A 13,777-nucleotide genomic window follows, 5' to 3' on the forward strand; every position below is an offset into this window, starting at 1 on the left:
GTCAGCGCCAATCGGCCGCGAAATCGGCCGACAGGGCCTCCAGTTTGCCTGGCAGGACGGACCCGCTCGTCGTCAGGCCCAGATAGGTCGCCGCCCGGGTGGCCCCGACATAGAGGTACTTGTCGAAGAGTTCAGGTTGCGCGCGGGCCAGGTCATCGACCCCGACGAAGAACACCGCCTCAAACTCCAGGCCCTTGATGTGCTGGACATCGAAGACCCGAACGTCGCGGTCGCGGCCGCGCACCAGACCTCGCGGGCAGGGTTCGCAGTTGACGTTGATCGCCTCGAGCGCTCGGTTCAGCGCCTCGGCCAAGGGGATGACCTGGGCTTCGCTGTTGACGAGGACGGCCACCGACGGCAGGTCGCCGGCCAGGGCGCGGTTGATCTCGCCGATCCGCGCTGCCAGCCAGGAGACCAGGGCCTCATCGGCCAGGTCACGGCCCACGACCGGCGAAAACCCGTCGTTGGGCATGTCGTCGGGCAGGATGGCCGCATGGGTGTGGTCGCTGGCGAGGTTGGCGGCCAGGGCGGCCATCTGCCGGCTGTGGCGATAGCTGCGCACGATGGGGCGGATGTCCAGGTCGGGAAACACCCACTTCAGGTCCTCGGCCGAGCGGCTGCCCCAGGCGGTGATGCGCTGGTTGAAGTCGCCGCAGGCGACGAAGCCGTTGGTGGCCGGGTCCGACAACTGAGCCATGCAGGCCAGTTGCAGCGGCGAGAAGTCGGTGGCCTCGTCGACGACGATCTGGACGCGGAACAGGTCCCTGATCGTCGCCAGGATCGAGAACCGCGGTTCGTCGGCCAGGGCGGCGATGCGCGCGTCGCTAAGCAGGGTGCGTCCGGCCGAGAGCATGGCCAGGATCAGCGCGTCGACCTCGAGCGGCGAAAGATCATTGGGGCCGAACGGCGTGGCGGCGTACCAGCGTTGCTCGGCTAGGCGCTCGCGCCGGAACTTGCGGTACCGCCGGGGCATGCCCTCGATGTAGAGGCGCAGCGGATTGGCGAAGCCGCGCAGCGCCGCCAGCACGAGCACTGATTGGCCGATGCTCTGGCGCTGGGCTTCGTCCAGTCCGCGGTCACCCAGCCACTCGAGGATCCGGCCGTTGGGCGTGCGCCGGCCGATCGAGCGCTTCTGGACGCTGGCGCGGGCCTGGGCGCGGACGGCCCGGGTATAGGCGGCGAAGGCCTCGGTCAGGGCGCCCTTGGCGACCGGGACTTCCTCTTCGTCCTCGTCGTCGGCGTCGGGATCTTCCGTGGTCTCGCCGACATCGTCGAGGGTGGCCAGGAAGGCCAGCAGCGCGTTGGGCAGGCCCGGATCGGCGCGCATGCGATCGGAGAAGGCCTTGCGCAGGGTCTGCTCCAGGTGCGCGCTCAGGCGCGCGACCTGCTCGCCGAACGCTTCGCGCAGGTCGGCGATCGCGGCGAAGGGTTCGGCGCTGAGGCGCGCGCCGCCGCCGGCCAGAACCTGCTCGACCCGGCGCCCCAGCCGCGCGATGTCCGGCTCGTCGGCCGCCGACAGCAGGGCCGCCCGCCGCGCGAGCTCGGCCCAGAAGTCGCCAGCCTGGTGGGCCTGGAAGTCGGCGTACCAGCCGGTCTGGTCGGCCAGGGTCTGGGTCGTCAGATTTTGCAGATCGTCCTTCTGGAACGGGCCGCGACCGCTGGCGCCCAGAACGCCGAGGCGTTGACGGGCCAGTTCTCGCCGCTGTTCGCCCCAGGTGCGGATGCGCAGGTCCGAGGCGGCGATTTCCTCGCGGTTGAAGGCCTCCTTGACGTACTGGCGCAGCAGTTCTGTGGGCGTGAACATCAGCCAGCTGGACGCCAGGCCGGCAAGGCCCGCGACGGTCCTGGTGACGGCCTGCCGCTCGTCGGCGAGCAGGTGGTCGGCGTCGAGCTTCAGGCCCAGCCGCTTGATTAGGGTCGTGGTCTTGCCGGTGCCCGGCGGGCCCAGGATCGCCAGGCGCGCGCCGAGTGGTTCGCGGAAGATGTCGTCCTGGTAGCGATCGAGCAGCGGGCGGTCTCGCAGACCCATCTTGGTGATGACATCGCGCATGCGGCCATCGACCACGATGCGCGCGGCCGCCTCGGCCCGCAGTTGCGCCTCGAACGCGTCGAGGACTTCGTCGTCCAGCGCGAAGGCGGCCAGGAATTCGCGCAGGGAGGTGATGGTGACCGGCCCGGCGTCCTGGCTCTTGAACACCGTGCGCAGGGCGTCCCACTGGCCGGCGGAGAGGACCGGGCGAAGCTCGGCCCGCTCGACGACTTCCAGGGTCTTGGTCGCCCCGCCGATCCGCACGTCCAGGTCGTCGCCGATGTCGAGCGTGGCCAGTCGTCCCAGTGGCGAGCGGTAGCTGGCGGCCAGGGCGCCGGGGAAGCCGGTGGGCTGGGGCGAGGCGCGGGCGATGAAGATCGTCTCGCGACGACCTTCCGCATCGATCGCGACGATGCGGGCGATGGCCGGCTCCTGGGCGAGGCGCTGAAGATTCTGGCGGGTGTCGTCGCTGATGCTGGCCAGATTGCGTTGGGCCGCACCCGAGGTCATGGCGTTGGCCTGGATCAAGGCGCCGGCGCCATCGACGCCGCGGTTTTCGAGCGTCTTGGTCGCGCTCGCGGCCGTGGCTTCGAAGAAGCTCAGGGTCTGGTTGGCGACGGGCTTGAGCGCCTCGTGCAACTGCTCGGTATCGGTCTGATCAGTCGGATCGCCCAGCGCCACGTGCCTGCCTCGAACTCTGCTTTGCGGCCCCTCCCGGCCGGGCCCGGGAGGCTGGCCGAGGACGGCCGGGCGGTCAACTGAAGCTTGAGCTTATTTTGAGGATCGCGGGATGGGGGCGCTCGCCCATCCCCCTAGAATTGGCGGGTTGCCCCACCGGGCGCGGCTTGCTCGATTGCCTGGGGGGGCTTGGAGGCGATGGATGGCCAAGGGGCCCAAGGCGCTCGCGATCCTGGTCCTGGCGGCTCTGGGCCTGGCGCTGGGCATGGCGGCGGCCACCCAATCGACGGCCCATCAGTTCGGCTATCCCGCCGCCTTCGGAGACGGGTGGGCGCGGCTGGGAAGCGTCCGGATCTACCCGCCTTGGGCGTTTCTTCAGTGGTACGGGGGCTACGCAGGCGCCTATCCGCAGGCCTTCGACCAGGCGAGCCTTCTGGGGCTTGGGGTGTTTCTCTGGCCGCTGTTGATCGTGATCGGCCTGACGCGCCGGTTCGTGGCCCGGCCCCGTCCGTTCGGGCAGGCCGCCTGGGGCGGGCTGGCCGATGCGCGCAAGGCCGGGCTCGTGGCGGGCCCCAGGTTGACTGGACGGGTCCTGGGCCGGCTGAAGAACCGGATCCTGACCTTCCGAGGCCCCGAGCACTGCATCATCGTGGGCGCTTCGCGCTCGGGCAAGGGCGCGGGCCACGTGGTGCCCTCATTGATCAGTTGGGGTCAAAGCGCCTTCACCTACGACCGCAAGGGCGAGCTTTGGCATATCACCGCCGACCATCGGCGCACCTTCTCACACACCTTCTACTTCGCGCCGACCGACCCCAACACCGCGCGCTGGAACCCGTTGTTCGAGGTCCGGAAGGGCGCGATGGAGATCGCAGACATCCAGAACATCGTCGGCATCCTCGTCGATCCGATCGGCCTGAAGGGCGGCAATCTCGACTTCTTCGACCAGAGCGCGGCCAACTTCTTCACCGGGGTCATCCTGCATTGCCTTTATGCCGAGCCCGACGAGCACAAGACCCTGGCCCATGTCCGCCGACTGCTGATCGACATCGAGCCGACCCTGGACGCGATGCTGGCCACCAAGCATCGCTGGAAGCCCGATCTGGCCGCCGCCGATGGCCTGGCGCGCGACGCCGACGGCGCAACGATCGCCGAGACGCATCCAGAGGTGTGGCTCGGCGCGACGGCGTTTCGGGGGATGGAGCCCAGGGTGCGGTCCAGCGTCCTGGCGACCGCCCAGAAGTCTCTGGCCCTGTGGGCCGACCCCCTGGTCTGCCATGCGACCGGCGCCTCGGACTTCTGCATCGGCGACCTGGTCTGCGCCGAGGCGCCGGTCAGCCTCTATCTCATCACGCCCCAGGCCCATGCCGACCGTCTGGCCTTCCTGGTGCGGGTGATGCTGCGCCAGAGCCTCAACAGCCTGATGGAAGCGGTCGACACCGACAGTCGCGGGCGGCCCAAGCTCCACGGTCAGATGCTGATGCTGGACGAGTTTCCCAAGTTGGGACCGTTGCCCTTCTTGGAGAACGCCGTGGGGGAGATGGCCGGCTACGGGATCTCGGCCCACCTGATCTGCCAGTCGTTCAATGACGTCTTCAAGTACTACGGCGTCCACACCTCGATCTTCGACAACTGCCACATCACGGCCGCCTTCGCGACCTCGGAGCCGACCAGCATCGAGCGGGTGGTCAAGCGGGCCGGCCGCGCTCTGGAGATGCGTGAAAGCTTCAGCGATCCCCGACTGGCGTTCGGCAAGGGCCATCGCAGTCGCAGCCAGGCCGAGGTCGAGCGCTACATTCTCGGCGAACAGGACGTGCGAGGTCTGCCGGTCGACAAGCAGTTCCTGTTCGTCAACAACGCCAAGCCGTTCGTCGCCGACAAGCTGCGCTATTACGACGAGCCGGTGTTCCAGGCCCGCACGCGCAATTTCTACGCCGGCGAACGGGCCAAGTTCGTGCAAACGCCCGAAACGCTGGATGTGCCGGGTCCGCCGCCGATCGACTGGCTGGGGGTCCGGGCCGTCGAGCCGTGCGGCGCGCCCCTCAAGCCTGTTCCTCCAACCAAGACGGCCGCGCCGCCGATCGCGGCGCTGTCGGTGGCCGACCTGACCTTCAGCTTCGAGGATTGACCATGGACGCTCCGGATCCGGCGACCGAGGCGCGCAAGACCGAGGCGCTGTTACACGCGCTGGGTCCGACGATCGGCGCGGCCCTGACCGAGCCGGCGGTCGAGGAGGTGATCGTCAACGCCGACGGGGCGATCTGGATCGATCGGCGAGGATCGGGCCGCCTCTTCAGCGGCGTGACCATGGCGCGAGCCGACGCCGAGCGCGTCCTGCGGCTGGTCGCCGATCACGCCGGCGAGGTCGTGACCCATGACCAACCGTTGATTGGGACGTCCCTGCCGGGAGGCGAGCGGTTTCAGGGCGTCTATGGACCGGTCGCCAAGGGGCCCAGCTTCGTCATCCGCAAGCGATCGTCGGTGATCCTCACGCTGGACGACTATGTCGATCAGGCCGTGATGACCAGGAGGCAGGCGCAGGTGCTGGCCGAGGCGTCCGAGGCTTGCGAGAACATCCTGATCGCCGGCGGCACCGGGTCGGGCAAGACCACCCTGGCCAATACGGTTCTCGATCTACCCGCCTTCAGGCGGGACCGCGTGGTCGTGCTCGAAGACACAGAAGAACTGCGATGCGCCGCCCCCGACCATTTGGCGCTGCTCACTCGACGGGCCGATCCGGCCGTGACCATGGCCGACCTCGTGAAGGTCTCGCTCCGCCTGCGGCCCGATCGGATCGTGATCGGCGAGGTGCGCGACGGCAGCGCGCTGGATCTGCTCAAGGCCTGGAACACGGGCCATCCTGGAGGCTTGGCGACGCTGCACGCCAACAGCGCCGCCGAGGCCCTCGATCGGCTGGAGGATCTGATCGGCGAGGTCAGCCAGACGATCCCGCGACGGGCGATCGGCCAAGCCATCGGTCTGATCGCCTACCTGACGCGTGCGCCGGCCGGCCGCGTCCTTCAACGTCTTGTCCGGGTCAAAGGCTGGCGGGAAGGAACGGGCTACGAGCTCGAAGAGGTCGAGACCGGTGCGCCGGCCTGACTCCGGCGCGGGGCCCTAGAGCAGGGTGAGGGTGACGTTGATGTTGCCCTGGGTGGCGTTGGAATAGGGGCAGACGACGTGTGCGCGGCGCACCAGGTCTTCGGCCAGCGCGCGATCGAGGCCGGGGAGCGAGATCCGCAGCTCGGCCTCGATCCCGAATCCTGTCGGGATCGGACCGATGCCGACGCGGCCCTCGACGCTCGCCTCGGCGGGTAGTTTTTGGCGCTGCTGGTTGGCGACGAAATTGAGCGCCCCCAGAAAACAGGCCGAATAGCCGGCGGCGAACAGTTGCTCGGGATTGGCGCCGGGCGCGCCATTGCCGCCCAGCTCGCGCGGCATGGTCAGTTTGACGTCGAGCACGTGGTCGTCGGTATGGGCACGCCCTTCGCGTCCGCCGCTGGCGCGGGCTTGGCCGACATAGAGGACGGTTTCAACAGGCATGGGAAACACCTTCCGGGGCAGGCCCCGCGTGCGCCGGCTCGCCTTGAGCGACGAGCCGGCTGTGGACAGCAGAAGCGGGACGAGGTGACGATCAGCGGGTCGGGCGAGCGACGCCGAACGGATTGTCGATGGCGTAGATCCACGTGCCGTCGGCGCGGCGACGCACCACGTCCGCGCCGGTGCCGGCCGCGGCCGAGGCGGCCGACAAGCGCGCGGACTCGCGCACCGCTCGCGAGATCCTGGTGTCGCTGCCCCACGAGCTGTCCGACGATCAGCGCCACGGCCTCGTCCGCGCCTTCATCGCCGAGAGCCTGGTGGGCAAGGGCATGATCGCCGACTACGGCATCCACTATCCCGACGCCCACGGCGACGAGCGAAACCATCACGCCCACATCCTGGTGACGACCCGCCGTGTCGGGCCTGAAGGCTTCGGCTTCAAGGCTCGGGAGTGGGACAACCCGGACGCAGTGAAAGCCCTGCGCCTGGAGTGGGAGCAGATCCAGAACCTGCATCTGCGGCAGCATCTTGGTCAGGAGGCGCCGCAGGTCACCAGCCGCAGTCTGAACGATCAGGGCCTGGACCAGGAGCCGACCATCCACCTGGGGCCGGCCGCCTCGGGGATGGAGCGGCGCGGGGAGGCGTCCGATCGCGGCGATATCAACCGCCGGGTCCAGACCCGCAACGCCGAGCGCCAGACGCGCCCCGTTCAGGTGCGCGAGCTCGAGGACCAGATGGCGGCCGGACGTCCGCGCCAGGCCTATCCGATCGATGCGGTGATCCGCGAGTTCGAGGCCATCCACCAGACCATGGTTCGCGAGCGCGACAGCTGGGCCCGCGCCCAGGCGCGCGTCACCGCGCCGATCGAGGTTCCTACGGCCCGGTCCGTGGTGAGCGAGGTGATGGGCGAGGCCCTTTCGCGACGGGCGGCGGCGGCCCGGCGACTGGACTGGACCCAGAACCGCATCGAGCAGGGCAGGGCGCGTCGCCAGACCCTGGTGCGATGGGTCCGCAACCCGGTCCGGATGATCTGGGCGGCGCATGCCGAGATGAACGCGGTCGATCGGGCGCGCGCGGCGGACCGGCGCGCGGAGGTCGATCTGAAGGTTCGCCAGGAGTGGCTGCGCAGCGAGGCCGGCCGGGTCTATCTCGCCTCCCGCCTGGATCCTCCGCGGCAGGCGGCGGCGGATGCGCGGCGCGAAGCTCGGACCCTTGAGCGCAAGATCAAGCGCGCCGACCGCCGCATCGAGGCGGTCGCGCGCACCCGAGTGAAGCTACTGGTGGCCCGGGAGCTAGGGCATGACAAGATGGTCGCGCCCACTCGCATGGACCTGGGCGTGGGGCAGGCGGTGCGCGAGGTCGATCGCCGGGCGGTCGATGTCGTCAAGGCGCACGCGCCGCTCGCCCAGGAGCGGGCGCTGAGTAAGGTCATGGCGCTTGTGCAGGGCAAGGTCCCAGGGATCGGGCCAGATCGCTGAGAGTGCGCGTTAGGTCGGCGCTGTTCGCATGGCCAAGACCCAATCACGCAGTTTCCCGCGGTCGATCGCCTCCACCGGATAGGCGCGCGCCTGGCGCACGCCGTCGGTCCCGGGAGACAGCTCCGTGGTGGTGACGATCAGGCCTGACCCAGCCTTCTCCCAGAGCACGTCGGCATAGACCGACTTGAGCAGGGTCTTGCCGATCTTGCGCTTCTCACGCTTGCACTGGACGATGATCAGGGGCGGGAGGCTCGGATTGTCGTCCTTGGGAAAGACGCGGACGTCTATGCCGTCATCGTTCCGACCCGGCCCGAGCTCGACGCGAAAGCCCTGCTTCTCGAAATGCTCGGCGGTCAGCGCCTCAAACTGGCGCCAATGGACGTCGTCGATCTCCTCGTCGAAGTTGCGGGCGATGTAGTCGATGAAACGCTGGTCGAAGAACTTGCCGTACAACGTCTCGAGGTTTTCGCTTTTGAAGAGATCCTCGAGCTGGCGCGTATCGGCCCAGTCGGTGCGACGGATGCGCGTCCAGGGATCGATCTGCTGATTGACGTCGATTCCGCGCAGGTAGGCCATGGCGACGTCGAGCCCGGGCCCGCCGAATTTCTCGGCCGCGCGCTTCATGAACGGGGTCGGGTCCAGGCCGCTGGCGGGCGCCGGCCCGGACAGAGCCGTGTCCATCCATTCCACCAGCATCTCGCCGATCGGGCCGGTGAGCTTCCCGCGGACCGGATCGCCCTTGTATCGATGATAGACCCCGCGACCGGCGGCAGGACCGTCGGGGTGGCCACGTATCCGACCTTGTACAGCAGATAGGTGGCCGCCTCCTGATAGGTTGTCGATTCCACGCGCATCAGGCGCGCCTCGGGCCACACGAGCCGCTCCGCCAGCTTGACGTCGTAGTCCTTGAGCATCGCGCCGATCCGCGTACGCGAGAGCGCCAGGCCGGCCTTGAAGCCTACGACTTCGGCCAGGCTGTCGGCCAGATCGTGGTTATCCATCCAGATGCCGCCCATCGACGTCTCCTGCTCGGCTCCCCGGACCTTAGCCGGCAAGGGCGGGGCCGGCGCAAGCGCCCAGACCCTTGAGAAATGCGGAATTGGCCCGCCGCGCCGCCTGGGCTCTGCTGACCATATGAGCATGTCCGTCAAGGCCCGCTGGCTCGCGCCCCTATGCCTGTTGCTGGCGCTGATCGGGCTTTGGGCCGCGACCCAGACGGCGGCCCATCTCTTCGCCTATCCCAGACCGTTCGGGGCGGGTTGGGGCGAACTTGGCCCGATAAGGATCTATGCGCCCTGGTCGATCCTGACCTGGTATGGCCGTTGGGCCGCGAGGCACCCGCAGGCCTTCGATCAGGCGGCGCTGGTCGGCCTCTGCGTGTTCGTCTGGCCGATCCTTTTGATCGCCGGCTTGACGCAGCGGTTCGTCGCTCGGCCCCAGCCCTTCGGGACGGCGGCGTGGGGCGGCTTGGCCGAGGCCAAGGCCGCGGGCCTGCTCAATGGCGAACGGCTCACCGGCCGGGTGCTGGGACGGCTTAAGGGCAGGCTCCTCACCTTCACCGGGGTGGAGCATTGCATCTTGGTGGGCGCATCGCGGTCGGGGAAGGGCGCGGGCCATGTGGTGACATCTGAGACCGCCTGGGGCGAGAGCCAGTTCACCTACGATCGCAAAGGCGAGCTCTGGCATATCACCGCCGATCATCGCCGCAATTTCTCCCACACCTTCTACTTCGCGCCGACGGACATCAACACCGCCCGCTGGAACCCGCTGTTCGAGGTGCGCAAGGGGCCCATGGAAATCGCCGACATCCAGAACATCGTCGGCATTCTGGTCGATCCGATCGGGCTCAAGCAGGGCAATCTCGACTTCTTCGACCAGAGCGCGGCCAACTTCTTCACCGGGGTGATCCTCCACGCCCTCTACACCGCCCCCGACGAGCTGAAGAACCTCACCTACGTCCGCCGGCTGCTGATCGACATCAACGCCACCTTGGACGCCATGCTGGGGACCAAGCATCGCTGGCGCCCCGATCCGCAGGCCGCCGACGGCCTGGCGCGGGACGCGGACGGCGAGCCGATCGCCGAGGTGCATCCGGAGGTGTGGCTAGGAGCGACGGCCTTTCGCAGCATGGAACCCCGGGTGCGCTCCAGCGTCCTAGCCACGGCGCAGAAGTCGCTGGCCTTGTGGGCCGATCCCCTGGTCTCCCACGCCACGTCCTGGTCGGACTTCTGCATCGGCGACCTGGTCTGCGCCGAGGCGCCGGTCAGCTTCTACCTGATCACGCCCCAGGCCCATGCCGATCGCCTGGCGTTTCTCGTGCGGGTTATGCTGCGCCAAAGCCTCAACAGCCTGATGGAGACCATCGACGCCGACAGCCGCGGCCGCAAGAAGCGCCATCGGCTGCTGATGATGTTGGACGAGTTCCCCAAGCTCGGAGCGCTGCCATTCCTGGAGAACGCCCTTGGCGAGATGGCCGGCTACGGGGTCACCGCCCATCTGATCTGCCAATCGTTCAACGACGTGTTCAAGCACTACGGCGTGCACACTTCGATCTTCGACAACTGCCACATCACCGCCGCCTTCGCGACCTCCGAGCCGACCAGCATCGAACGGATCATCAAGCGGGCCGGGCGCTTCTTGGAAATGCGCGAGAGTTTCAGCGATCCGAGACTGATGTTCGCCAAGGGACACCGCAGCCGCAACCAGGCCGAGGTCGAGCGCTATGTCCTGGCCGAGCAGGATGTTCGGGCCCTGCCAGGTGGTAAGCAGTTTCTGTTCGTCAACAATGCCAAGCCCTTCCTGGCCGACAAGATCCGCTTCTGGGAAGAACCATTGTTCTCGGTCCACTGCCGCGACTTTTTTCACGGAGAAAAGGCCGGGTTCGTCCAGACGCCCGAGACCCTGGACGTTCCAGGAAAGCCCCCAATCGACTGGCTGGGCGTGCGCGCCATCGAGGAATACGCCCCGCCCATGCGCGGCGCCGATGTCGCCATGACTCTCGCCTGCGCGGACGGGCTCAGCATCCTCGACCTCGTCTACAACGAGGAGGACTAGGCGTGACGTCTTCGTCCCAGGAATCGCTCGACCGCAAGCATACGGCCCTGCGGCAAGCCATGGGGCCGGTGATCGCCGCCGCCCTGGCCGAGGCTTCGGTGGTGGAGGTGATGGTCAATCCAGACGGCGCGATCTGGGTCGAGCGGATCGGCCAGGGCCGGGTCTTCAGCGGGGAGCGCATGGCGCCGGCCGACGCCGAGCGGATCCTGCGGCTGGTGGCCGACCATGTGGGAGAGGTGGTCACCCGTGACCAGCCCTTGGTCAGCGCCACCCTGCCCAGGTCAGGCGAGCGCTTTCAGGGCGTGTTCATGCCGGTGTCGACCGCGCCGGCCTTCACCATCCGCAAGCGGCCGGAGGTGATCTTCACCCTCGACGACTATGTGAAGACGGGCGTCATGACCGACGCGCAGGCCCAAGCGCTGCGCGCGGCCGCCGAGGGCCGCGACAACATCCTGATCGCCGGGGGCACGGGCAGCGGCAAGACCACCCTGGCCAATGCGGTTCTGGCTGAGCCCGCCTTCGCCGCCGATCGGGTGCTGATCGCCGAGGACACGCCTGAACTGCAGTGCTCGGCCAAGGATCAGATCGCCCTGCTGACCAAGCGCACGGAGCCGGCGGTGACCATGGCCGATCTGGTTCGAGCCGCGCTGCGCCTGCGCCCGGACCGCATCATCATCGGCGAGGTCCGCGACGGCAGCGCGCTCGACATGCTCAAGGCCTGGAACACCGGGCATCCCGGCGGCCTGGCCACGCTTCACGCCAACAGCGCGCGAGAGGCGCTCAGCCGCCTGGAAGACCTGATCGGCGAGGTCGCGCCGCGTGTGCCCCATCGGGCGATCGGCCAGGCCGTCAACCTGGTGGCGTTCATCCGTCGCGCGCCGGCCGGCCGGTGTCTGGAGAGCCTCGTTCGGGTCGAGGGCTGGATTGACGGCGATTATCGCCTAACGCCCGTCGCGCAATGACGTCCGAAACTTGTATACAAATTTCGGACGCTCTGTGGGTTGCCAATGTCCGAAATTTGTCTACACATTTCGGACATGACCAGCGGCCGATCACAACTGACCTCGACCATGGACGACCGGATCGCCAAGGCGGCCGGCCGCCAGGTGTGGACGCCGTCGGACTTCACCGACCTCGGCGGTCGCGACGCTGTGGACAAGGCGCTGCAACGCCGGCTGGCGCAGGGCGTGCTGCGCCGGATCGACCGGGGACTCTACGACAAACCCAAGCTCAACAGCCTGACCCAGCAGCTGAGTCCGCCCGACCCGGCCGCCGTGATCGACGCGGTGGCCCGCCGCGACCACATCCGGCTGCTGATCGACGGCATGACGGCGGCCAACGACCTGGGCTTCACCAACGCCGTGCCGGCCAAGATCGTGGTCCATGCCGACGCGCGGCTGCGGTCGATAAAGCTTGGCCAGATGGCCATCACCTTCCGGCCGACCGCGGCCAGCAAGCTCTATTGGGCCGGCCGGCCAGCCATGCGCCTGGTCCAGGCGCTGCACTGGCTGCGCGACACGCTTGGCCAGGACGACGTCGGCCAGGACTACGCGCGGCGGGTGGGCAATCTGCTCGCCGATCCCAAGACGGGGCCGGCACTGCGCCGGGACCTGGCCGACGGATTCGCCGCCCTGCCCAGCTGGATGCAGGACCTGATCCGCCCGCACATCGCCGATGAGTTGGCCCAGGCGCCGGCGCCATGATGAATCCAGCCTTCGATCAGGTCATCGGCGCCGACGCCGAAACGCGCCTTGGGCCTCGGACGCCAGTGCGGTGGAACATCGGCCTAGCCAGAGATGGCTTTTGGGGACGCCCGGGCCGGTGCCGCTCAGCGAAGTCCTCTCAGCGCTGAGGCGCCTGGACCGCGACACGTTCTCCTAAGCGTAGGGGTGGTCGGCCGGCCAGCGGAGGACCGGCCGCCACTTCGTCATTCTACTGTTTCTGCGTTGTAGCCATGCCTTGCTTTGTCTTTGTCGCGCCGTCGGGAGACGGCTGGATCGTTCGCGGCGATTTCGACGACGGCCCCCTGGAATTCGCTACCGGCGTCCGCGCCGAGCAGGCCGCGCGTGATCTTTGTCACCGATTGTCCGACGCGGGCGAGCCGGTGGTTTTGGAAATCCGCCTGCGCAACGGCGAACGCGCTGGACGTTTCCTCTTTCCAGCCTATCTGGCCGAACCCACGATGCCCGTGGCGCTGCGGGCCTAGCCTGGTCTAGGCGGCCACCCGCCAAGTCGTGACCTATGAACTGAAGCTGCCCAACGAGGCCGTTGTGGCGGCGGTCGGCGCGCCTGACCAGCTGCGTGACGCGCGCGACCAACTGCAGCTCGTCGTGGCCCTGACCGGCGGGGCGGTCGCGAAGTTTCCCTGCGGCCTGATCGCTCGCGTGTCGATGCCGGCGGTCGGCCGGTTCGAGACCTTGGCCAAGCCGCTGCTCGAAGCCTTCCTGGTGGCGATGCGCCTTGACGAAGCCCCCTGCGCCTAGCACCCGAGGGCGCCCAACGAGGATCGCCGCCGATGCGGTCAGGCGGGCAGCTCGATGGAGTCGGCTTCCTGGGCCAGGCGTTCAGACGTCTTAAACTCGCGGCGCTTGAACGCCGCCGTCGCCGCTCGGCGCAGCAACTGATGCGCGGCGACCGGAAAACGACGGCGCAGCTTGCCCGCCCAAAGCTCGGCCTTTTCGGCGTCGACCTTGATGTCGTCGGGCCGGCTCAGGATCATGCGGCTGGCCTCGGCCAAGGCAGGCCATTGCATCAGAAAGTACAGGCCCCGCTCGAAGTCGGCGTGCTGGGCGGCGTAATCAAAGGCCTGGGCTTCGGCCGCCACGTCGTCGAAATCGTCGAGCGCCCCGGCGAAGGCCTTGGCCCGACCGATGTCGAGGGTTCTCTGAAACGAGGCCCAGCGGATCGCCTGGGCGGCTTCGGCTTGGCCGGCGGCCTGAAGATAGTCGATCCAGGCGGTCTCCCAGTCGAAGTCCGGCGCAGGGACCGACCCAGAAGGCCC

14 protein-coding genes are annotated in these 13,777 nt (G+C 68.2%); 8 read left to right on the forward strand and 6 right to left on the reverse strand.

What is annotated here, in order from left to right:
• Position 1 precedes the first annotated feature (1 nt).
• Positions 2 to 2,710: an ATP-binding domain-containing protein gene (locus CSW63_RS00315; protein WP_099504184.1), complete on the reverse strand. Its 2,709-nt coding sequence runs from the start codon at positions 2,708 to 2,710 to the stop codon at positions 2 to 4.
• 199 nt (positions 2,711 to 2,909) lie between these two features.
• Between CSW63_RS00315 and CSW63_RS00320 the strand changes: the two genes are divergently transcribed.
• Both CSW63_RS00320 and trbB (CSW63_RS00325) read left to right on the forward strand, forming a co-directional pair.
• On the forward strand, positions 2,910 to 4,832 hold the full coding sequence (locus CSW63_RS00320) for a type IV secretory system conjugative DNA transfer family protein (protein WP_099504186.1): 1,923 nt from the start codon (positions 2,910 to 2,912) through the stop codon (positions 4,830 to 4,832).
• 2 nt (positions 4,833 to 4,834) lie between these two features.
• Positions 4,835 to 5,806 (forward strand): P-type conjugative transfer ATPase TrbB, encoded by a 972-nt coding sequence (gene trbB / locus CSW63_RS00325; protein ID WP_099504188.1) that lies wholly within the window; start codon positions 4,835 to 4,837, stop codon positions 5,804 to 5,806.
• A 15-nt stretch (positions 5,807 to 5,821) separates the two neighbouring features.
• On the opposite strand, the gene CSW63_RS00330 is transcribed toward trbB (CSW63_RS00325), so the two are convergent.
• Positions 5,822 to 6,247 (reverse strand): organic hydroperoxide resistance protein, encoded by a 426-nt coding sequence (locus CSW63_RS00330; protein ID WP_099504190.1) that lies wholly within the window; start codon positions 6,245 to 6,247, stop codon positions 5,822 to 5,824.
• A gap of 91 nt (positions 6,248 to 6,338) precedes the next feature.
• The gene (locus CSW63_RS23975) at positions 6,339 to 6,473 is read right to left on the reverse strand and encodes a hypothetical protein (RefSeq protein ID WP_256371360.1); all 135 of its coding nucleotides are present in this window, start codon (positions 6,471 to 6,473) and stop codon (positions 6,339 to 6,341) included.
• 16 nt (positions 6,474 to 6,489) lie between these two features.
• On the opposite strand from CSW63_RS23975, the gene CSW63_RS00340 reads away from it, so the two are divergent.
• The gene (locus CSW63_RS00340; RefSeq protein ID WP_168193563.1) at positions 6,490 to 7,722 is read left to right on the forward strand and encodes a MobA/MobL family protein; all 1,233 of its coding nucleotides are present in this window, start codon (positions 6,490 to 6,492) and stop codon (positions 7,720 to 7,722) included.
• 9 nt (positions 7,723 to 7,731) lie between these two features.
• Here the strand turns inward: CSW63_RS00340 and CSW63_RS00345 are convergent, their stop codons facing one another.
• Positions 7,732 to 8,403, reverse strand: a complete 672-nt coding sequence (locus CSW63_RS00345) for a restriction endonuclease (RefSeq protein ID WP_246842007.1) — start codon at positions 8,401 to 8,403, stop codon at positions 7,732 to 7,734.
• On the reverse strand, positions 8,343 to 8,738 hold the full coding sequence (locus tag CSW63_RS00350) for a hypothetical protein (protein ID WP_099504196.1): 396 nt from the start codon (positions 8,736 to 8,738) through the stop codon (positions 8,343 to 8,345). Before CSW63_RS00350 ends, CSW63_RS00345 begins: the two co-directional genes overlap by 61 nt.
• A 118-nt stretch (positions 8,739 to 8,856) precedes the next feature.
• Between CSW63_RS00350 and CSW63_RS00355 the strand changes: the two genes are divergently transcribed.
• The 5 genes from CSW63_RS00355 (at position 8,857) to CSW63_RS00380 (ending at position 13,259) form a co-directional block, all read left to right on the forward strand.
• Positions 8,857 to 10,776 (forward strand): type IV secretory system conjugative DNA transfer family protein, encoded by a 1,920-nt coding sequence (locus CSW63_RS00355; RefSeq protein WP_099504198.1) that lies wholly within the window; start codon positions 8,857 to 8,859, stop codon positions 10,774 to 10,776.
• 59 nt (positions 10,777 to 10,835) lie between these two features.
• Positions 10,836 to 11,738, forward strand: coding sequence for a P-type conjugative transfer ATPase TrbB (gene trbB / locus CSW63_RS00360; protein ID WP_371415225.1), 903 nt, complete (start codon positions 10,836 to 10,838; stop codon positions 11,736 to 11,738).
• Positions 11,739 to 11,813: 75 nt separating this feature from the next.
• A complete protein-coding gene (locus CSW63_RS00365) occupies positions 11,814 to 12,479 on the forward strand; it encodes a DUF6088 family protein (protein WP_099504202.1) in 666 nt (221 codons plus the stop codon).
• Between the two features lie 251 nt (positions 12,480 to 12,730).
• Positions 12,731 to 12,982, forward strand: a complete 252-nt coding sequence (locus tag CSW63_RS00375; RefSeq protein ID WP_099504206.1) for a hypothetical protein — start codon at positions 12,731 to 12,733, stop codon at positions 12,980 to 12,982.
• 28 nt (positions 12,983 to 13,010) lie between these two features.
• Positions 13,011 to 13,259, forward strand: coding sequence for a hypothetical protein (locus tag CSW63_RS00380; RefSeq protein WP_099504208.1), 249 nt, complete (start codon positions 13,011 to 13,013; stop codon positions 13,257 to 13,259).
• A gap of 38 nt (positions 13,260 to 13,297) precedes the next feature.
• On the opposite strand, the gene CSW63_RS24030 is transcribed toward CSW63_RS00380, so the two are convergent.
• The gene (locus CSW63_RS24030; RefSeq protein ID WP_371415226.1) at positions 13,298 to 13,726 is read right to left on the reverse strand and encodes a DUF6880 family protein; all 429 of its coding nucleotides are present in this window, start codon (positions 13,724 to 13,726) and stop codon (positions 13,298 to 13,300) included.
• Between the last annotated feature and the right edge of the window lie 51 nt (positions 13,727 to 13,777).

Origin of the sequence: Caulobacter sp. FWC26, from assembly GCF_002742645.2 — a bacterium.
Taxonomy (GTDB): Bacteria; Pseudomonadota; Alphaproteobacteria; order Caulobacterales; family Caulobacteraceae; genus Caulobacter.